Annotated in this window: 17 protein-coding genes; 2 read left to right on the top strand and 15 right to left on the bottom strand. The window is 70.9% G+C overall.

All coding sequences use genetic code 11. The annotated features are described in order from the left end of the window. Positions 1-93: 93 nt before the first annotated feature. The 15 genes from VGW35_00195 to VGW35_00125 all read right to left on the bottom strand — a co-directional run bounded on the left by VGW35_00195 (position 94) and on the right by VGW35_00125 (position 15,604). Positions 94-1,032, bottom strand: a complete 939-nt coding sequence (locus VGW35_00195; protein ID HEV8306057.1) for an ABC transporter permease — start codon at positions 1,030-1,032, stop codon at positions 94-96. Positions 1,033-1,052: 20 nt separating this feature from the next. After that, positions 1,053-2,159: a molecular chaperone DnaJ gene (dnaJ, locus tag VGW35_00190; GenBank protein HEV8306056.1), complete on the bottom strand. Its 1,107-nt coding sequence runs from the start codon at positions 2,157-2,159 to the stop codon at positions 1,053-1,055. A gap of 39 nt (positions 2,160-2,198) precedes the next feature. Further along, positions 2,199-2,801, bottom strand: a complete 603-nt coding sequence (gene grpE, locus VGW35_00185; protein HEV8306055.1) for a nucleotide exchange factor GrpE — start codon at positions 2,799-2,801, stop codon at positions 2,199-2,201. An 8-nt stretch (positions 2,802-2,809) separates the two neighbouring features. Next, complete coding sequence (hrcA, locus tag VGW35_00180; protein HEV8306054.1) at positions 2,810-3,868, bottom strand: heat-inducible transcriptional repressor HrcA; 1,059 nt, start codon at positions 3,866-3,868, stop codon at positions 2,810-2,812. A 176-nt stretch (positions 3,869-4,044) separates the two neighbouring features. Further along, the gene (gene hemW, locus VGW35_00175; protein HEV8306053.1) at positions 4,045-5,397 is read right to left on the bottom strand and encodes a radical SAM family heme chaperone HemW; all 1,353 of its coding nucleotides are present in this window, start codon (positions 5,395-5,397) and stop codon (positions 4,045-4,047) included. Further along, positions 5,367-6,020, bottom strand: coding sequence for a signal peptidase I (lepB, locus tag VGW35_00170; protein ID HEV8306052.1), 654 nt, complete (start codon positions 6,018-6,020; stop codon positions 5,367-5,369). The genes hemW and lepB overlap by 31 nt, the downstream gene beginning before the upstream one ends. 5 nt (positions 6,021-6,025) lie before the next feature. Further along, the gene (gene lepA / locus VGW35_00165) at positions 6,026-7,816 is read right to left on the bottom strand and encodes a translation elongation factor 4 (protein ID HEV8306051.1); all 1,791 of its coding nucleotides are present in this window, start codon (positions 7,814-7,816) and stop codon (positions 6,026-6,028) included. Between the two features lie 297 nt (positions 7,817-8,113). Further along, positions 8,114-9,574 (bottom strand): phosphoglucomutase/phosphomannomutase family protein, encoded by a 1,461-nt coding sequence (locus VGW35_00160; GenBank protein HEV8306050.1) that lies wholly within the window; start codon positions 9,572-9,574, stop codon positions 8,114-8,116. After that, a complete protein-coding gene (locus VGW35_00155; protein HEV8306049.1) occupies positions 9,571-10,647 on the bottom strand; it encodes an NDP-sugar synthase in 1,077 nt (358 codons plus the stop codon). The genes VGW35_00160 and VGW35_00155 overlap by 4 nt, the downstream gene beginning before the upstream one ends. 2 nt (positions 10,648-10,649) lie before the next feature. After that, a complete protein-coding gene (locus tag VGW35_00150; GenBank protein HEV8306048.1) occupies positions 10,650-10,841 on the bottom strand; it encodes a Trm112 family protein in 192 nt (63 codons plus the stop codon). 30 nt (positions 10,842-10,871) lie between these two features. Continuing rightward, positions 10,872-11,837: a UDP-glucuronic acid decarboxylase family protein gene (locus VGW35_00145; protein HEV8306047.1), complete on the bottom strand. Its 966-nt coding sequence runs from the start codon at positions 11,835-11,837 to the stop codon at positions 10,872-10,874. 147 nt (positions 11,838-11,984) lie between these two features. Beyond that, positions 11,985-13,295: a UDP-glucose/GDP-mannose dehydrogenase family protein gene (locus tag VGW35_00140; protein ID HEV8306046.1), complete on the bottom strand. Its 1,311-nt coding sequence runs from the start codon at positions 13,293-13,295 to the stop codon at positions 11,985-11,987. Between the two features lie 154 nt (positions 13,296-13,449). Next, entirely contained in the window at positions 13,450-13,764 is a 315-nt protein-coding gene (locus VGW35_00135; GenBank protein HEV8306045.1) for a type II toxin-antitoxin system RelE/ParE family toxin, read from the bottom strand. Next, the gene (locus tag VGW35_00130; protein HEV8306044.1) at positions 13,761-14,021 is read right to left on the bottom strand and encodes a type II toxin-antitoxin system prevent-host-death family antitoxin; all 261 of its coding nucleotides are present in this window, start codon (positions 14,019-14,021) and stop codon (positions 13,761-13,763) included. Before VGW35_00130 ends, VGW35_00135 begins: the two co-directional genes overlap by 4 nt. A 95-nt stretch (positions 14,022-14,116) precedes the next feature. Beyond that, a complete protein-coding gene (locus VGW35_00125) occupies positions 14,117-15,604 on the bottom strand; it encodes an MFS transporter (protein ID HEV8306043.1) in 1,488 nt (495 codons plus the stop codon). 97 nt (positions 15,605-15,701) lie between these two features. On the opposite strand from VGW35_00125, the gene VGW35_00120 reads away from it, so the two are divergent. Both VGW35_00120 and VGW35_00115 read left to right on the top strand, forming a co-directional pair. Then, positions 15,702-19,802: a GAF domain-containing protein gene (locus VGW35_00120; GenBank protein ID HEV8306042.1), complete on the top strand. Its 4,101-nt coding sequence runs from the start codon at positions 15,702-15,704 to the stop codon at positions 19,800-19,802. Then, positions 19,799-20,018: response regulator transcription factor (locus tag VGW35_00115; GenBank protein HEV8306041.1), on the top strand; the 220-nt coding region annotated here is incomplete at its 3' end. The genes VGW35_00120 and VGW35_00115, both read left to right, overlap by 4 nt.

The raw sequence follows: 20,018 nt of genomic DNA, 5'->3' as shown, positions 1-20,018 counted from the left end.
CTTCGGCAGCCGGCCCGCACGTTCCCCGCGGTCATCGTCAAGAAGTCGACCTCGACCCGGCGAACCGGATGGGCCGCCCCCGATCGCGCTCCCCTACGAGCCGAACGAGAGGTTGTCCCGTCGGAAGTCCACCATGGAGTTTGCCGCGTAACTCAGATCGACCAGAAAATTGACCACCACGAATCCCGCGGCGACGAGGAACACACCGGCCTGGACGACCGGATAGTCGCGTGCTCCGATCGCTTGGATCATCAGCCGGCCCATGCCGGGCCACGAGAAAACCGTTTCGACCACCACGGCGCCGGCGAGCAACGCCCCGAGCTGAAGCCCGACGATGGTAACGAGCGGGATCGCCGCATTCTTCAGGGCGTGGCGAACCAGAATGGCCGATTCCCCCAGGCCCTTGGCGCGCGCCGTACGGATGTAATCCTTGTGGATCACCTCGAGCATGGCCGTCCGAGTCAACCGGGCAATGCTCGCCATGGCCCAGGCGCCCAGCGTGGCGGCCGGGAGCACCAAGTCCAGCCACCGCCCCCGACCGCCACTCGGCAGCAGTCGCAGCTGCACCGAGAACACCAGAATCAGCAGGATTCCGGCGAGGAAGGTGGGCGTACTCTGCCCCAGCAGCGTCACCGCCATCGCCGCCCGATCGTACAGGCTGTTGGGCTTCAGCACGCTGAACACGCCGACTGGAATCGCCACGGAGATGGCCAGTAAGAGCGAGGCCGTCGCCAATTCGAGAGTCGGGCCGAGACGCTCCAGGACGAGGCCCATCACGGGCTCACCATAGCGGATCGAGCGCCCAAAATCGCCGCGCGAGACCTCCGACAGGAACCTCAGGTACTGCGTGCTGATCGGCGCGTCCAGCCCCAGCTCATGTCGAAGTCGCTCGATCTCGGCCACCGGCGTATCGAGCGGCACGAGTAGCGTGACGGGATCACCAGACAGACCCGCGACCACGAACACCACCGTCGTCACTCCCCACAGAACCACGACGGCGCGTACCAGTCGATATATGAGAAAGCGCCGCATGGCTCTACGCGGGCGGCGGCTCAGCCGCCGAGGAGCTTCTTCAGCGAGTCCAGGAAGCCCCCGACCAGCGGACCCTGCTCGGCCGGGGTCGTCCCGCGCTCGAACTCCTCGAGCAGCTCCTTCTGGCGGGGGGTGAGCTTGGTCGGGACCTCGACGATGACGCGGTAGCAGGCGTCCCCGCGGCCCCGCCCGTGGAGGGCGGGCATGCCCTTTCCTCGAAGCCGCACGACCTCGCCGTTCTGCGTGCCGGGCGGCACCTCGAGCTTCGCGGTTCCCTCGAGCACGGGCACGTCCACCACCGCGCCCAGAGCGGCCTGGGGGAAGGTCAGGGGAAGATTGCAGACGAGGTCGCTCCCGTGCCGGGCGAAGAAGGCGTGCTCGCGCACGTGGACGACGACGTACAGGTCGCCGGCTGGTCCTCCGCGGAGGCCGCCCTCGCCCTCACCGGTCAGCCGGAGCTGGGTCCCGTCCTCCACGCCGGCCGGGATGCGGACCCGAAGCGTCCGCTCGTGGGCGACGCGCCCTTCGCCCGCGCACGTCTTGCAAGGGTTCCGGTTGATCTGCCCCTCGCCGCTGCAGTGGGGGCAGGCGCGGGCGACGGTGAGAAAGCCCTGCTGATACCGCAGCTGGCCCCGCCCCTTGCAGGTCGGGCAGGGAACCCGCTTCGATCCCGGCTCCAGGCCGGAGCCCTTGCAGGCCTCGCAGCCCTCCAGGCGCGGGATCTGCAGCCGCGTCTCCAGACCCTTGGCGGCGTCCTCGAGCGTGATCTCGAGGTCGTAGCGGAGGTCGTCCCCGCGCCGCGCGCGGCTCCGCGATCCGGCACGGCCGGCGCCGCCGCTGAAGAACCCCTCGAAGATGTCCTCGAAGAGATCCCCGAATCCGCCGAGGTCGATGCCGCCCGGCGGCAGGTCCACGCGCCCGAAGCGGTCGTACTGGGCCCGGCGGTCGGGGTCCGAGAGGATCGCGTAGGCTTCGTTGATCGCCTTGAAGCGCTCCTCGGCGGCCTTGTCGCCGGGATTGCGGTCGGGGTGATGCTTCATGGCGAGCTGGCGGAAGGCCTTCTTGATCTCGGCGTCGTCCGCGGTGCGCGAGATCCCGAGGACTTCGTAGTAATCGTGCCTGGCCATGCGAGCGTCAGCGCGCCGAGAGCCGCCCGGTGACCCGGGTCAGGGATGGACCCCGCGGCGGTCCGGAGGGGGCGGAGGCTCGACCGCGACCACCACCTGGGCCGGGCGGAGCACGCGGTCGTGGAACAGATAGCCGCGCAGCACCTCTTTCACGATGGTCTGGTCCGCGACATCGCTCCGCTCGACGCGGGCGACCGCCTCGTGGCGCTGGGGATCGAAGAACTCTCCGACGGCGCTGAACGGCCGGACGCCGACACGCTCGAGAGCCTTGAGGAAATCCCGGTGGATCAGCTCCACCCCGGCCCGGAATCCGCGCTCGCCGTCGGATCCGGGCTCGGCGGAGAGCGCCCGGTCGAAGTTGTCCAGGACGGGCAGGATCTCGCGGACGATCTGCTCCTGCGCCTGTCGCCTCCACTCGTCCCGCTCGCGCCCGATGCGCTTCTTGTAGTTGTCGAAGTCGGCCAGCGCGCGCACGTAGCGGTCCTGCGCCTCGGCCGCCTCGCGCGCCTTGGCCTCGGCCTGGGCTCGGAGGATCTCGAGGGCCCCGTCGGTGGAGCTCGCGGCCTCCCCCGCCAGCACGTCGTCCGCGTCTCGGGGCGCAGCGCTCGGTTCCTCGGGGGTTCCCCAGCGGTCTTCGACCATGCTGAACTCTAGGCGGGCGGCTCGGGTCGCGTCATCCGGCTGAGGCGCCGCGACACGAGCCGCGCGGTATAGTCGACGAGCGGGACGATCTTGGCGTATGGCATCCGGCGCGGGCCGACCACCCCGAGGACGCCGAGCACGCGATCGCCGTACTTGTAGGACGCCGCCACCAGGCTCGTCTCCTGCATCTCCTGATACGGCATCTCGGAGCCGATCACCACCTGGACCCCTTCCGGGCTCGCCGCGCGGGCGGTGAGAAGCTCGATGAGCTGCCGCTTCTCTTCGAAGGCCCGGAGGACGGCCTTCATCGCCCCGATGTCGGCGAACTCCGGCTGATCCAGGATGTTCATCGCGCCGTGGTAGTAGAGGTTCCGGTCCCAGAGCGAGGCGAAAGCCTTCCGCTCGAGGACGGCCGCGAGCCGCGAGATCCGGTCCTGATCGACCGGCACGCCGGTGTCCCCGAGTCGGTCCCGGATCTCCTGGAAGCTCAGGCCCCCGTAGCGCTCCGTCAGGACGCGGGCCACCTCCCGCAGCTCGGCCGGCGACACCCGCTCGTCCAGCGTGAGGATGCGGCTCGTCCCCCAGCCGGTCTCCGTCGCCAGCACGAGGAGCGCCCGGTCGCCGGCGACGGGGATGAGGTCGATTCGCTCGAGCCGAGTCTGCCGGAGCGGCGGCGCCAGGATCACCGCGGCGTAGTGCGAGAGGGCCGAGAGCTGGGCGGAGGTCGACTCCATCAGGTCGTCGATCTCGGTCCGGGCCGGTCCCGACACCTGGCGCTGGAGCCGGAGCGCCTCGGGCCGGCCGATCTGGGTCGAGCCCGTGAGCGAGTCGACGTAGAAGCGGTACGCCTTGTCCGTCGGGACCCGGCCGGCCGAGGTGTGGGGGTGGGTGAGGTAGCCGAGCTCCTCGAGGTCGGCCATCGTGTTGCGGATGGTGGCCGGCGAGAGCCCCAGGGCATACTTCTTCGCCACCTGGCGCGAGCCCACCGGCTCCGCGGTCACGATGTATTCGAAGATGACAGCCTGCAGGACCTGCCGGCCCCGCTCTCCAAGGTCATCCCAGTTCAACGCGGCCTCCGCGTGGTCTGACAGAATCACCCGGTTCCACCCTAAATATCCAACCACGGCGCGGAGTTGTCAAGCTTCCCGGCTCGCATGCGGAACTCGGAGCCCGCGTCCGAGCGGCCCGGGGGGCGCGGCATTCTCCTCTCGGAGAAGGGGCGCAGCCCGCTCCGAGTTCCACGTCAGAGGAGATCGGCGAAGACCGTGTCCGACAGCAGGACGCCTCGGGACGTGAGCGACAGCCGCCCCTCCCGCGCCTCGAGGACGCCGGCGGCGAGGTGGCGGTCGAGGACGCGCGCGAGACGCTCCGGCTCTTCGGCGAAGTGCGCCGCGAGCCAGGCCTGCGGGATCCCCTCGGTGAGGCGCAGCCCGAGGATGATCTGTTCTCCCCGGATCTGGGTCGGGGTGAGCGCCTCCCGCCACTCGATGGGCCAGCGGCCGGCGGCGACGGCCGCCCGGTAGCGGGTGTGGGCGCGCAGGTTCCCGAACCGGGCCGCCCCCAGCGCGGCATGGGCCCCGGGACCGAGCCCCAGGTACTCCTCGCGGCGCCAGTAGAGGAGGTTGTGGCGCGAGTGGAACCCCGGGCGCGCGAAGTTCGAGATCTCGTAGCGATCGAGCCCGGCCACGGCGGCGCGCTCGCAGAGCACCTCGAACTGGGCGACCACGGAAGCCTCATCCGGCAGGTCGGCGGGCGGACGCCGGCCGAAGGCGGTGCCGGGCTCGAGCGTCAGCGCGTAGGCGGACAGGTGCTCGGGCCGCCAGGCGAGGACGGCGTCGAGCGTCCTCCGCCACGCGGCGAGGTCCTGACCCGGGCACGCGTAGAGGAGGTCCACGCTGACGTTGTCGAAGCCGGCGGCGCGGGCCGCCGCGAACGCGCGCCGGGCGGTCTCGGCCGAGTGCTCGCGACCGAGACGGTGGAGGAGCGCATCGTCGAGGGCCTGGACCCCGAGCGACAGCCGCGTCACCCCGGCCGCCCGGAACGCCGCGAGCCGCGCCGCGTCGAGGCCCTCGGGGTTCGCCTCCAGGGTGACCTCGGCGTGCCCGAGGAGCCCGAGGCCCCGGCGGGCGGCCCGGATCAGCTCGCCGATCTCCTCGGGAGGGAACAGCGACGGCGTGCCGCCGCCGAAGAAGAGGCTCACGGCCGGCACCCGGCCCGCCCAGGTGAGGGCCGCGTACCGCGCGAGCTCGCCCTGGAGCGCCGTCAGGAACGGGCGGAGCCGGTCCTCGCGGTAGATGGCGATGTTGAAGTCGCAGTAGGGGCAGCGGCTCCGGCAGAACAGGCAGTGAACGTAGACGCCGTAGCGCGCGCCGCGGGGGCCGCCCTCGAGCTCCGGTACCTCGACCAGTTCATCGGAGGGGGCCTCGACGGCGTCGTCCCGGACGCCCAGAGACCCCGCGCCGGTTGGACCGTCCGCGCGTTCGAATCGGGGCGCTCCGAGCGGCGGCTGTGCCGCCGCAACCGAGGGGGGGCATCGGGGGGGTCTCGGAAGACCCCCCCGAGGAACTAATAAATCAGCCGACCCAGCCGCCCCCACCGCACGCGCTCCCACAGGGCCTTGTCCTCGCGGTCACCGTCCCAGGACCAGTAGATGATGAAGGCCCGCCCCTTGATCTTCTCGCCCTTGACGAAGCCCCAGTATCGGCTGTCCTGGCTGTTGTTCCGGTTGTCGCCCATCACGAAGTACGAGCCGGCCGGAACGTGGACCGGCCCGAAGGTCTCCCCGCCGAGGCCCATCCGGTCCTCGTAGTAGGCCCAGGGTTCCCGGATGGCCTGGCACGTGGGCTCGACCGGCTGGCAATTGATGAAGACCTGCCGGTCCTTGATGTAGACATCCTCGCCGCCGACGCCGATCACCCGCTTGATGAAGTCGCGGTGCTCCTCGACCGGGTACTTGAAGACGATGACGTCGCCGCGCGCCGGGTCGCGGAAACGGTAGATGAACTTGTTGACCAGGATGTGGTCGCCCACCAGCAGGGTCGGAATCATCGAGCCCGACGGGATCTTGAAGGCCTGGACCACGAAGGTCCGGATCAGGAGCGCCAGGAGGACGGCGATCAGGATCGCCTCGACGTACTCCCGGACCACGGACTTCCGCCGGACGCGCATCACCGGCTCGGAGACCGTCTCTGGCTCGGTGTGATTGATCGGTCGCGTCATGGGCCTCAGGACCGGAGGACGGAGAGAAACGCCTCTTGGGGGATCTCCACGCGACCGAGCTGCTTCATCCGCTTCTTGCCTTCCTTCTGGCGTTCCAGAAGCTTGCGTTTCCGGGTGATGTCGCCGCCGTAGCACTTGGCCGTGACGTTCTTCTTGAGCGGGCGCACCGACTCCCGGGCGATGACGCGGCTGCCGATGGCCGCCTGGATGACCACCTCGAAGAGCTGCCGCGGGATCACGCCCTTGAGCTTCTCGGCCAGGAGCTTACCCCGCTCGTAGGCCTTGTCCCGGTGGACGATCACCGACAGGGCATCGACGGGGTCCCCGTTGAGGAGGATGTCGAGCTTGACGAGGTCCGACGCCCGGAACTCGGCGAAGTCGTAGTCGAAGGAGGCATATCCCCGGGAGAGCGACTTCAGCCTGTCGTAGAAGTCGACGATGATCTCGGCCAGGGGGAACTCGAAGACGAGGTGGACGCGGGGGCCGATGTGCTCGATCGCCCGGTGTTCCCCCCGGGCGTCCTGGGCCAGCTTGTAGACCGGTCCCATGAACTCGGTCGGGACGAAGACGGAGCCGCGGACATATGGCTCCTGGATCTCCTGGATGTCCCCGGCGGGCGGCAGCTTGGCGGGGTTTTCGATCTCGAGGGTCTCGCCCCGGACGGTGACGACCCGGTACCGGACCGAGGGCGCGGTGGCGATCAGCGTCAGGCCGAACTCGCGCTCGAGCCGCTCCTGGATGATCTCCATGTGGAGCAGCCCGAGGAAGCCGCACCGGAACCCGAACCCGAGCGCGATGGAAGACTCGGGCTCGAAGCTGAAGGCGGAGTCGTTCAGCCGGAGCTTCTCGAGGGCGTCCCGCAGCGCCTGATACGCGGTGTCTTCCACCGGGTAGAGTCCGGAGAAGACCATGGGCTTGGCCTCGCGGAAGCCCGGGAGCGCCGCCGGGGTCGGGTTGGCCGCCTCGGTGATGGTCTCGCCGACCCGGGAGTCCGCCACCCGCTTGATGCCGGCGGTGATGAAGCCGACCTGCCCCGACGTGAGCTCGTCGACGCGCACCATCCGCGGGGTGAAGACGCCGACCTGCTGCACCTCGTACACGCGACCGTTCGACATCAGCAGGATCTTCATGCCGGGCGAGACGCGGCCGTCGAGCAGGCGCACGTAGACCACGACGCCCTGGTAGGGGTCGTAGAACGAGTCGAAGACCAGCGCCCGGAGCGGACCGTTCGGGTCGCCGGCCGGCGGCGGGATGCGCTGCACCACGGCTTCGAGCACCTCCGGCACCCCGGTCCCCGCCTTGGCGCTGATCAGGAGCGCCTCGTCGGGATCGAGCCCCAGCACGTCGGCGAGCTGCTGCTTGGTGCCCTCGATGTCGGCCTGCGGCAGGTCGATCTTGTTCACCACCGGGATGATGGTGAGGTTCGACTCCAGCGCCAGGTAGTAGTTCGCCAGTGTCTGGGCCTCGACTCCCTGGGCGGCGTCGACCACCAGGATGGCGCCATCGCACGCGGCCAGGCTGCGGGAGACCTCGTAGGAGAAGTCCACGTGTCCCGGGGTGTCGATGAGGTTCAGCGTGTACTGGTTCCCGTCGCGGGCCTGGTAGAGCAGGCGCACCGTGTGGGCCTTGATGGTGATCCCGCGCTCGCGCTCGAGATCCATCGAATCGAGCACCTGGTCCACCGTCTTCCGCGGGTCGAGGCTCCCCGTCAGCTCGAGCAGCCGGTCGGCGAGCGTGGACTTGCCGTGGTCGATGTGCGCGATGATGGAGAAGTTGCGGATGAGGTCGAGGCTCACGGGTACGGCCGAGCCCCTAACTCTTCGGAGGGGGTCTCGACGGCCCCCTCCGAGACCATGGTCGCGTCATGTGGTTCTGGCATCCCTCGTCGGCCGCTCCACGGCGCGTCTACGCCCTCCGCCCGGAGGTCGTCCACCGCCGCATCGGCCGGCGGGTCCGCGTGAAAGCCTCGCCTCACTGAGGATATCACGGCTGGCCGGACGGGGCGCGATCGCCTGAGAGGCCGGACCCGTCGGCGACCAAGGTTTCGCCCGCTCGGCCAGCCACTTGGCCGGCCCCCGGGCGCGCCGCGCCGGTCAGGCGGGATCCGCCTCCTTGGTCTCCCGCTCCACCAGCCTCTGCGCCTCGGCGTGAAGGTCGTCCACCTCGGTCTCGGTCGGGCCCTCGATGTAGATCCGGAGGAGAGGCTCGGTCCCCGAGGCCCGCACCAGCACCCAGGCCCCGTCGTCCAGCCAGTATTTCCGGCCGTCCAGCGCTTCCACCCGCGTCACGCGCCGAGTCCCGAAGCGCTCGGGTGGCGCGGCGTCGAGCCGGGCCACGAGCCGGCGGCCGATCTCCGGGTGAAGCGCGTAGTCGCGGCGCCGATAGACGGCGGGGCCGGCCTCGGCCTCCAGGCTTCGGAGGAGGCTGTCCAGACCGCCGTCCGAGGCGACGACCGCCTCCAGGACCAGGAGCGCGCTCAGGAGCCCGTCCCGCTCGGGCAGATGGTCACGGAACCCCACGCCGCCGGACTCCTCGCCCCCGAGGAGGATGTCGCGGCTCTGCATGAGGGTCGCGATGTGCTTGAAGCCGATCGGGGTCACGTGGAGCTGGAGGCCGAGACGCGCGCAGACACGATCCACCTGGACGCCGACGGCGAAGCCCTTGACCACCTCACCGCGCCAGCCGCGTACCCGGACGAGGTGACGCGTGAGCAGGGCCAGCACCGCGTGGGGCGAGACCCAGCGGCCGTCGGGCGCCACGACGCCGAGCCGGTCGCCGTCGCCGTCCATGGCGAGGCCGATGTCGGCGCGGCTCCCGCGGACCTCGGCGGCCAGCGCGTCGACGTGCGGCGGGATGGGCTCCGGGTGAAGGCCCCCGAACAGCGGGTCCGGCGCCTCGTGGAGGACGCGCACCTCACCCCAGCCCGGGGGCACCAGGGCGCGGAGGAGTCCGTCGGTGGCGCCGTGAAGCGCGTCGGCCACGATCCGAAGGGGGCGGGGCGGCCGCCGGTCGGCCAGCACGCGGCTTCGGAGCCGCTCGAGGTAGGCGGGCACGAGATCGACGCGCTCCACGCGCCCGCGGTCTGCCGCCCCGGTCAGCCGCGGCGCGCTCCGCCCGAGCGCGGCTTCGACCGTGGCCGTGAACTCCGGGGAGACGGAGCCGCCGAACGGCGCCTTGAGCTTGATGCCGTTGAAGCGGGCCGGGTTGTGGCTGGCCGTGACGACGAGACCGCCGGCCGCCCCGCGCGCCACGACGGCGAACGAGACCAGCGGGGTCGGGACCGCGCGATCGGACAGGAGCACGGGCCAGCCGTTGGCGGCCAGGATGTCGGCGGCCTGCTCGGCGACCGCGCGGGAGTTGAAGCGGGTGTCGTACCCGACCACGATCGGCCGGGCCGGGGATCGCGGCGCTCCGGCTCCCCTCTCCGCCGCCCGGGCCTCCTCGGCCCAGGCCTCGGCCGCGGCCTGCACGACCATCGCCGCCCGCGCGTCCGTGAAGTCGTCGGCGATGACGCCTCGCCAGCCGTCCGTGCCGAACTTGATGGCGGCGGTCACGAGGTGACGGCCAGGCGCGAGTAGTCCGCGAGCAGCGATCCGTCGCCGAGGACCGACCCCGCGCCGATCTCGGCATGGGCGCCGATCCGGCTGCCTCGTCCCACCAGGCACCCCTGGAGGCGGGCGCCGGCGCCGATCTCGATCTCCTCCCAGAGGACGGCGGTCTCGAGGTGCACGCCGGGACCGAGCCGGCACCCGGATCCCAGGACGGCCCCGGGACCGAGCACCACCTCCGCGTCCAGCCGGCAGCCCGGGCCGATCACCACCGGCGCCCGCAGCCGTACCGTCGAGTGGAGCTCCGCGCTGGGGTCGATCCACCCCTCCTGGACGCGGCGCCCCGGCATCGTCACGTGTGTCTGCACCAGCCGGTCCAGGAGGTCCTGATGGCCCTGCAGGTACTTGGGAACGGTGCCGATGTCCAGCCAGTAGGCCCGCGGCACGAAGCCGTAGAAGCTCACGCCGCGCTCGAGGAGCAGCGGGAAGAACTCGCGCTCCATCGAGAAGGGCTGCCCTTTGGGGATCCAGTCGAGCAGGTCCCGTTCCAGGACGTAGATCCCGGCGTTGATGGTGTTGGTCGTCACCTCGTCCCAGCCGGGCTTCTCCAGGAAGCGGTGGACCCGCCCGTCCTTCTCCAGCTCGACCAGGCCGTAGGCGGTCGGGTTCTCCACCGGCGTCAGGTAGATGCTGGCCCGGGCCCGCCGGGTCTCGTGAGCGGCCAGCATGGCGCCGAGGTCGACGTCGGTCAGGACGTCGCCGTTCAGGACGACGACGCGCCCGCTCACGAGGTCGGCGGCGTTCCGCACCCCGCCGGCGGTGCCGAGGGGCTCCTCCTCCACGACATACCGGAGCTGCACGCCGGCCCCGCTCCCGTCGCCCATGACGCTCCGGATCGCCTCCGGCATGTGGGACACGGACAGGATCACGTCGCGAACGCCGTGGGCCGCCAGCAGCGCGAGCTGATGATGGAGGAACGGCACGTTCAACAACGGGACGATCGGCTTGGGGCGATGGAGGGTGAGGGGACGCAGGCGGGTGCCCATGCCACCCGCCAGGATCACGGCTTGCAGCGCCATGCTTAGCGCGGGCCGCCTCCGGGGCTCCCCGGGGGCGGCGTCCAGTCCTCGGCCTCCGAGATCAGCATCACGGGGATGTCGTCTCGAATCGGATAGGCCTTCCGACAGGCCGGGCAGATGATGCGGGTCTCCTCGAAGAGGAGGTCACCCTTGCAGGCGGGACAGGCCAGGATGGCCTTGAGCTCTTCGTCGATCATGGAACTCCTCCCGGGGTCCAGCCGGCCTCAGCGGCCCCGCGGCCCCGATGGTGGCGCGGGCGCCCTGGCCAGGGCCGCCCGGAACCACTCGATCGTCTTGGCGAGTCCCTCGTCCACGTCCACGCGCGGCTCCCAGCCCAGCAGCGTGCGGGCCCTGGTGATGTCGGGCTGACGCACCCGCGGATCGTCCTGGGGCAGCGGCATGTACACCATCGGGCTCGAGCTCCCGGTGAGCCTGAGGATGCGCTTGGCCAGCTCGCCGAGCGTCATCTCGCGGGGGTTCCCGAGGTTCACCGGCTCGTGGTAGTCGGCGTGCATGAGGCGCCAGATCCCCTCGACCAGGTCCGAGATGTACATGAACGAGCGCGTCTGGGACCCGTCGCCGTAGACGGTCACGGACTCACCGGTCAGCGCCTGCCGGATGAAGTTCGGGATCGCCCGGCCGTCGTTCATCCGCATCCGCTCGCCGTACGAATTGAAAATCCGCACGATGCGGGTGTCGAGCCCGTGGTAGCGGTGGTAGGCCATGGTCATGGCCTCGGCGAAGCGCTTGGCCTCGTCGTAGACGCCTCGCGGCCCGACCGGGTTCACGTTGCCCCAGTAGTCCTCCCGCTGGGGATGCACGAGGGGATCGCCGTAGACCTCGGAGGTCGAGGCCAGCAGGAACCGGGCCCCCTTGTCCTTGGCCAGCCCCAGGGCCTTGTGGGTTCCGAGCGCGCCGACCTTCAGGGTCGGGATCGGGAGCTGCTGGTAGTCCACCGGGCTGGCCGGGCTCGCCAGGTGGAGGACGTGGTCGAGCGGGCCGGCCACGTAGATGTAGGTGGTGACGTCGTGCTTGATGAAGGTGAAGCGCTCGGAGCGGAGGTGGTCGATGTTGTCGGTCGAGCCGGTCAGGAGGTTGTCGAGACAGACCACCTCGCAGCCCCGGGCCAGGAGGAATTCCGAGAGGTGTGAGCCGATGAAGCCGGCTCCTCCGGTCACCAGGACACGCATCGACAAATTCAGAGGGGGGCTACGCCCCCCTCCGACGGCCCTCCGGGCGAAGCCCGGCCGCTCGCCGTTCGGCGAACGGATCGGGCCTGCCTCCCCCCCACATGATCCAGTGGAGCCAGGCCGTCAAACCCCTTTGCGGCATGCCGATCAGGTCGGGTAAACGGCCCGGCGGCCGATCGAGTGGTACTCGAACCCCAGCCGCCGCATGCGCTCCGGCTCGTAGATGTTGCGCCCGTCGAAGATGAGCGGCCGGCGCATCACGCCCCGGAGCCGCTCGAGGTTCAGCAGCTTGAACTCGTTCCACTCCGTCACGATCGCTGCCGCGTCGGCCCCTTCGGCCGCTTCGTACGAGGACTGACAGTACTCGACGCCGGGCGGCAGGAGGGTCTTGGCATTGGCCATCGCCACCGGATCGTACGCGCGGACCCGCGCCCCGCCCTCCAGGAGGTGCTTCACGACTTCGATGCTGCGCGCGTCCCGCATGTCGTCGGTCTTGGGCTTGAAGGCGAGCCCCAGGACGGCGATCACCCGATCGTCGAGGGGGGCGAGGACCTTCCGGATCAGCGCCACGAACCGCTGGGCGCGGTCCCGGTTGATGTCGACGACCGAGCGGAGCAGGCGGAACTCGTAGCCGAGCGCCGAGGCGTTCTGGATGAGCGAGTCGGTGTCCTTGGGAAAGCAGGAGCCCCCGTACCCCAGCCCCGGCTGGAGGAACGCCGACCCGATCCGAGGATCGAGCCCCATGCCCTTGACCACCTGGGTCACGTCCGCCCCGGCCAGCTCGCAGATGTTGGCGATGGCGTTGATGAACGAGATCTTGGTAGCCAGGAACGAGTTCGACGCGTACTTGATCATCTCCGCCGACGGCACGTCGGTGATGATCATGGGCCGCTCCAGCGGGGCATACAGCTCGAGCAGGGTCATCGCCACCTGCTGGTTCGGGGCTCCGATGACGATGCGGTCCGGCCGGAGGGTATCCTCGATGGCCGAGCCCTCGCGGAGGAACTCCGGGTTGGAGACCACGTCGAACTCGACAGGGCGACGACGATTGCGGGCGATGATGTCGCGGACGACGTCACCCGTCCCTACCGGGACGGTGGACTTGTTGACGATGACCTTGTATCGGTCCAGGCTGCGCGCGATGCCGAGCGCGACCTCCTCGACCGCCGAGAGGTCCGACTCGCCGCTGGCCTTGGGCGGCGTGCCCACCGCGATGAAGATGATGTCCGAGCGCCGCACGGCCTGGGAGAGGTCGGTCGTGAAGCCGAGCCGGCCGTCGGCGACGTTTCGCTGGACCAGCTCCTCCAGTCCGGGCTCGTAGATCGGCATCTGCCCGGCGTGGAGCATCCCGATCTTGGCGCCGTCCTTGTCCACGCAGACCACGTCGTTCCCGAGGTCCGCGAAAACGGCCCCGGTGACCAGCCCGACGTAGCCCGTCCCCACCACCGCGATGTTCATGACGCCCGCCCTCGACGAAGAATGATGACTGGCCCCCCATCATACCGGAAGGACGCGCGGAGCGGCAAGGTTAGCGCTCGGCCGCCGCGGGCGCGGTCGCCGGCCGGACGCCCGTCGCCAGCAGGACGTCGGCGCGCCGCTCGATCGGCGTGATTCATCGGGGTCGCTCGCCGCGCTCCGGTCGCACCAGCCCGAGCGACCGTATGGCCCGATCGAGGTCTCGCCGGTCCACCACCCGCATCACCGTCACCACCGGCCCGTCGACCCGGTACAGAACCCGGTGGTCACCGGAGCGGAGCCGATAGACAGGAAACGCGAGCCCCCTGAGCCGCCTGATGCGAGGAGGTCGTCCGATCGCGTTTTCGGCCAGGGCGACGACGTCACCGGTGATCCGGTCCCGATCGGCAGGAGGGAGAGCGTCCAGGTCCCGTACCGCCGCCCGAGTCAGCTGGACCTGGAAGGGCGTCAACGGGCCCGCTGCTTGGCCAGATACGCTTCCAGCGGGATGACGCGGCCGGCCTTCCGGTCCGCCTCAGCCTCGGCGATCATCCTCCGGATCTTTGGGCTGTGCTCGAGGATGAAGTCCTCGAGATCCTCCTCGGACAGGGGCGTGATGGACGCCGCCGGCTTACCGCGATAGGTGATGATGACCGACTCACCCTTCATGACCTGCCGCAGCAACTCGTTGGTCCGGTTCTTCAAGTCGACCGTGTTCGCGACTTTCACCGATGCCTCCTCGAGGAGAATGACGCTATTTTAGTAGCCAGCTATTTCGAATGCAAGGCAGGTCGGGAAGAGACGCTGCCACGAGAGCACGGCCCTCATCCCATCGCCCCCCCGGGCCTCCTCGAGAGCGGCGTGGCCGGCGGGAGGAAGCACGTCGCCGCGAGGCCGAGCAGCGCCGAGCCCACGCCGAGCCAGAGCACGGCGCCCATCTCGACCACGAAGGCGGCGGCCAGCGCCGGCGGGAGCGCCCCGGCGCCTTCGCCCACCTGCACCCCCAGCCGCGCCGTCAGCATGCCGCCCATCGCCGCCACGCCGACCGTGCCCCCGATGTTCCGGAAGAAGAGCATCGCGGAGGTCGCGATGCCGCGCTGCTCCAGCCGGATCAGGCTCTGGACGGCCACGATGAGGGTGATCGTGACGAGTCCCATCCCGATGCCGAGGACGCCGGCCACGGCTATCAGGAACCTCAACGTCCCGTGCGGCCGCCAGGCCAGGGCCAGGTAGCCCGCCGTCATCACCGCCATTCCGGAGACGGCGATCCGACGGAAGCCGAAGCGGTTCACGAGCTGGCCACCGGCGAAGCTGCCGAGGGCCCAGCCGCCGCTGGTAGCCATCAGCGAGAGCCCGGCGGTCGTGGCATCCGTCCCGTGCCCCCACTGGACGAGGAGCGGGAGGTGCAGGATCGCCCCGAACATCGCCGCCCCCGCGAAGAACCCGGCCAGGCAGCCGACCGCGAAGGGCGCCTCGCGGAACAGCGCGAGGGCCACCAGCGGATCGTCCGACGTCCGCTCGACCCGGACGAACGCCGCCAAGGCCCCCAGCCCCACGACCGCCGCCATCAGTCGCCCGGGGCCGAGGAGGCCGGCGCCCGCGCCGCCCCGGGGCTGGAGGAAGACCAGCAGGACGGCCGTCACCCCGACGAGGAAGAGCGCGGCTCCCGCCAGGTCGAGCCGCCTCCTCCCCTGGGCGAAGCCGGCCGGCGCGGTCTCCCGGAAGCCGAGCAGGATGAGCAGGATCACGGCCGCGCTGAAGGGCAGGTTCAGGTAGAAGACCCAGCGCCAGCCCCACTGGTCGACGATCAGGCCGCCCAGAATGGGGCCGGTGATGGCCGCCACACCCCAGACGGCCGAGAGGAGCCCCAGCATGCGGCCGTGTCGGGCGCCAGGGAAGAGATCCCCGACGATGATGATCGCGAGCGAGAAGATCCCGCCGGCGCCGATCCCCTGCAGGCCGCGTCCCGCGATGAGCGCCAGCATGGTGGGAGCGGCACCCGCCAGCAACGAGCCGGCGCTGAAGATCGCGACGGCCGCCACGAAGGGCGTCCGCCGCCCGAGACGGTCCGACAGCCCGCCGAAGACCGGCATCACGGCCGTGGAGGCCAAGAGGTACGCGGCGAACACCCACGGGTACAGGGCCACCCCGCCCAGGGTGGCGATGATGGTCGGCATCGCGGTGCCGACGACGGTGGCGTCGAGCGCCGCCAGCAGGACTCCGACCAGCACGGCCACCACGACGGACCCGACGCGGCGGCGAGACGCATCCACGGCGGCGTGAGTATAGCGGCCGGCCCGGCCGTCCTTCAACCGAGGCCCGGCGTCGAGGCCGCCGCCCTTGACAACGGGGAGGGCCGGGGACTATAGAGAGCGCAACTTTGCCGAGCACATCGAGGCTGGCGACGCGATGAGCCGACGACCCAAGGCCGATGCCGCCCGGGAGATCCGCGCGCTGCGCGAGCTGGCCGAGCGCTACCTCCTGGTCGCCCGGGCCACCCACGACGTCATCTGGGACTGGAACCTGGTCACGGGCGAGGCCGTGTGGCACGAGGCGCTCCGGACCGTGTTCGGCTATGCGCCGGCCGAGGCGGGGTCGACGACCGAGGAGGCCTTCGCCTGGTGGATCGACCACGTCCATCCCGAGGACCGCGAGCGCGTCGCGACGAGTCACCAGGCGGTCCTTGCCGCGGGGGGTGACGTCTCGACGGGGGAGTACCGGTTCCGCCGCCGCGACGGCTCGTACGCGACCATCCTGGACCGGGGGTACGTCCAGCGCGGCCCGGACGGCACCCCGCTCCGCATCCTCGGCTCGATGCTGGACATCACCGAGCGCAAGCAGGCCGAGGAGGAGCGCGAGCGGCGCCGGCGGGAAGCCGAGGTCATGGCGGAGCTGGTGCGGAAGATCAACGCCTCCCTGGACCTCGATGTCGTGCTCCAGCGGGTCACTGACAGCGCCCGGGAGCTGTGCGCGAGCGATCTGGCCGAGATCGGGCTGTGGGATGTCCATGCTGGGGCGGTGGTCCTCCGCTACTGGGCGGGCGTGTGCTCGCCCGGCTACAAGGCCGGCCGCGTCGAAGGTGGCAAGGGTGCGGGCGGCCGAGTCATCACGACCCGGCGTCCGTTCCGGACGGACGACTACGCCCGGGACGACCAGATCACCAAGGACTACCTGGCGTCGTCGGCGGCGGAAGGCGTGGTCGCCCAGCTGGTCGTCCCCATCCTCATGGAGGATCGGCTGGAAGGATTGCTGTACGTCAGCAATCGCTCGCGCAACCCGTTCACCCTCGACGACGAGGCGATCCTCATGCGGCTGGCCGACCACGCGGCGATCGCCATCCAGAATACCCGGCTCTTCGCCGAGGCCGAGCGGCAGCGGCGGGAGGCGGAGGCTCTGGCCGAGGTCGGACAGCTCATCTCCCAGTCCCTGGACCTCGAGGAGGTGGCGCGGCGGATCGCGGACAGCGTCCGGCGGCTGCTCCGGGCGCTCGCTTCGACGCTCTACCGCCTGGAGCCGGTGTCCGGAGACCTGGTGGCGGTGGCTCTCAGCGATGCCGAGGAGCTTCAGTCCCCGGCCGGGCGCAGCCTGTGCCTCCCCCGCGGGACCGGCCTTTCCGGGTTGGCCCTCCAGGAGGGCCGGGCCGTCACCACGCCGAACATCCTGGCCGATCCTCGGATCGGACTCCCGCCCGAGGTCCGAGCGGGGTTCGAGGAGAATCCCCTTCCCGCCGGGTTGTCCGTCCCGTTGCTCGTCAAGGGCCGGGCCATCGGCACGCTCGCGGTGGCCGACCGAGCCGGCCGCGTGTTCGGCGAGGACGACATCCGCCTGGCCCAGGCCTTCGCCGACCAGGCGGCGGTGGCGCTCGAGAACGCGCGCCTGTTCGAGGCGCAATCCCGGCTGCTCGGAGAGACTCGCCGCCAGCACGAGGAGGCCCTCGCGCTCGAGCTGGTCGCCCGCCACATCACCTCGTCGCTGGAGCGCGACGAGGTCCTCCAGCGGATCGTGGACCGGGCGCGGGCCCTGTGCGGCTGCGACTTCACCTTCCTGGCGCCGTACGATCCCGACACGGACAGCGCCGCGGTCGTGACCGCCTCCGGCGCGCGGTCCCGGGCGCTCTTCTCGCTCACCATCAGCCGGGGCCGGGGGATGGGCGGCATCGTCCTGGAGACGGGCGAGCCCTTCGTGAGCGACGATTATCTCCGGGACACCCGCGTCAGCCAGGATTACGCAGAGGTCGCCGCCGCGGAGGGCACCGTGTCCGCGGCGGTGGTGCCCTTGATGCTGCGCGGCGCCATCACCGGGCTCCTCTGCGCCGTCAACCGGACGCCGCGGCCCTTCACGCCGCGCGACCTGGGAATCCTGAGCAAGCTCGCCGACCAGGCCGCCATCGCGCTCGAGAACAGCCGGCTCTACGCCGAGCGGACGCGGGCCGAGGTCGAGCTGCGCGTCCGCGCCCAGCAGCAGGCCGCCATCGCCGAGTTCGGGCGGCGTGCTCTCGAATCCACCGACCTGGACGCGCTGCTGAACGAAGCCCTCGCCCTCGCGGCCCGGACCCTCGACGTCGAGTACGGCCACGTCCTGGAGCTCCAGCCCGGCGACGACGTCCTCCTCTTGCGGGCGGGCCTCGGCTGGAAGCCCGGCGCCGTGGGGCACGCCACGGTCGCGACGGGGACCGACTCCCAGGCCGGGTACACCCTGCTCCGCGACGAGCCGGTGATCGCGGACGACCTCGGCACCGAGACGCGCTTTACCACGCCGCCGCTGCTCCGGGACCATGGCATCCCGAGCGGCCTCACCGTCGTCATCCGGGGCCGGCCGCCGTTCGGCGTCTTCGGCGCCTTCGCGTCCCGGCCCCGCCGGTTCGGCGAGGACGAGGCCAGCTTCCTCCGCAGCGTCGCGAACGTGCTGGCGGCGGCCATCGAGCGCCATCGGGGCGAGCGCGCCGTCCGCGAGAGCGAGGCGCGGTTCCGGGCCGCCTTCGAGCAGTCCCGGCTCGGCCGGGCCCTCCAGGCGCTGGACGGCCGCTACCTGCGCGTCAACCGCGCCCTGTGCGACATGCTCGGGTATTCCGAGGAGGAGCTGCTGGCCACGCACTGGCAGGCGCTCACCCCGCCTGAGGACGTGGAGCAGGAGCTCGCGCTCGACGCCCGGATGCTGGGCGGCGAGGCGGATTCCTACCAGCTCGAGAAGCGGTACGTCTCCCGGTCGGGGGTCATCGTGTGGGCGGCCCTGAGCGTCACCCTGCTACGCGACGCCGCCGGCCAACCTCTCCACTTCCTGGCCGAGATCCAGGACGTCACCCCTCGGAAGCGGGCGGAAGAGGCGCTACGTGATTACGCCGAGCGGCTCGAGATCCTGCACGAGGCCGACCAGGCGATCCTGCTCGCCCGGTCGCCGGCGGAGATCGCGGCCGCCAGTCTGCGTCACATCCGGCGCCGGCTGACCTGCCAGCGGGCGGGCGTGGCCCTCTTCGAGCCAGACGAGGACGCCGCGACGATCGCCTTCATCGAGACCGATGTCGCCACCCGCGTGGGCCCGGGCACCCGCGTGCCGCTGGAGGTGTTCGGGGTCGAGGAGCTTCGCCGCGGGACGGTGCACGTCGTGGAGGACATCCTGAGCCTCCCCCGGCTGCTCCCCATCCACGACGATCTGCTGGCCGAGGGGGTGCGCTCATACGTCAACATCCCCCTCATCGCCCAGGGCGAGCTGATCGGCTCGCTCAACCTCAGCGCGAGCCTCCCTGGCGCGTTCCAGGCACATGACGTCGAGATCGCCCGCGAGGTGGCCGACTCGCTGGCCGTCGCCCTCCACGGCGCCCGCATGTTCGATGAGGTGCGGGCCGGGCGCGAGCGACTCCAGGCGCTCTCCCGCCGCCTGGTGGAGGTCCAGGAGGCCGAGCGGCGCCACCTGGCCCGGGAGCTCCACGACGAGATCGGACAGGTGCTCACGGCCCTCAAGCTGAGCCTCGAGATAAGCGCCCGGACGCCGGGCGCCGGTTCGGGCAGCCTGGACGAAGCCCACAAGCTGGTCGACGACCTCATCTCGCGCGTGCGTGAGCTCTCCCTCGAGCTGCGGCCGGCGATGCTCGACGATCTCGGGCTCCTCCCCGCGCTGGTCTGGCACTTCGAGCGGTACACGGAGAAGACCGGCATCCGCGTGGTGTTCGAGCACGCGGGGCTGGAGGCGCGGTTTCCGCCGGAGGTGGGCACCGCGGCCTACCGCATCGTGCAGGAGGCCCTGACCAACGTGGCGCGCCACGCGGGCGTCGACCAGGCCACCGTGTGGGTCTGGACCGACGGGGGCGGGCTCCAGGTGCACGTCGAGGACCTCGGCCGCGGCTTCGATCCCGCGGCCGTGGCGGCCCCGGAGGCGGTCGGGCTGACCGGGATGCGGGAGCGCGCGGCGCTGCTAGGCGGGCACGTCACGATCGAGTCCGCGCCCGGAGCCGGGACACGGGTGACGGCCGGGCTGCCGCTGGCGTCGCGGCTCGAGCGACGACGGCGGAGATGAGCCCGATCACCGTCGTGCTGGCCGAGGACCACCAGGTGGTCCGCCAGGGACTGCGCGCGCTCCTCGACACCGAGCCGGAGCTCTCCGTGGTCGGGGAAGCGGCCGACGGGCTGGAGGCCGTCGGGCTGGTCGAGCGGCTCAAGCCGGACGTCCTCGTCGTGGACGTCATGATGCCGAGCCTGGGGGGACTCGAGGTGACGCGGCGGGTGCGTCAGC

Source organism: Candidatus Methylomirabilota bacterium (assembly GCA_036005065.1).
In the GTDB taxonomy this organism is placed as follows: Bacteria; Methylomirabilota; Methylomirabilia; order Rokubacteriales; family DASRDR01; genus DASYQW01.
Note: the sequence above shows the minus strand (reverse complement) of the source record. Positions and strands in the feature narration are given on the sequence as shown.

Coding starts and splice junctions, on each gene's coding strand:
- dnaJ (HEV8306056.1), bottom strand. CDS start 2,159: ATGGCCAGGCACGATTACTACGAAGTCCTCGGGATCTCGCGCACCGCG.
- grpE (HEV8306055.1), bottom strand. CDS start 2,801: ATGGTCGAAGACCGCTGGGGAACCCCCGAGGAACCGAGCGCTGCGCCC.
- VGW35_00120 (HEV8306042.1), top strand. CDS start 15,702: ATGAGCCGACGACCCAAGGCCGATGCCGCCCGGGAGATCCGCGCGCTG.
- VGW35_00155 (HEV8306049.1), bottom strand. CDS start 10,647: ATGGCGCTGCAAGCCGTGATCCTGGCGGGTGGCATGGGCACCCGCCTG.
- lepB (HEV8306052.1), bottom strand. CDS start 6,020: ATGACGCGACCGATCAATCACACCGAGCCAGAGACGGTCTCCGAGCCG.
- VGW35_00140 (HEV8306046.1), bottom strand. CDS start 13,295: ATGAACATCGCGGTGGTGGGGACGGGCTACGTCGGGCTGGTCACCGGG.
- VGW35_00195 (HEV8306057.1), bottom strand. CDS start 1,032: ATGCGGCGCTTTCTCATATATCGACTGGTACGCGCCGTCGTGGTTCTG.
- VGW35_00145 (HEV8306047.1), bottom strand. CDS start 11,837: ATGCGTGTCCTGGTGACCGGAGGAGCCGGCTTCATCGGCTCACACCTC.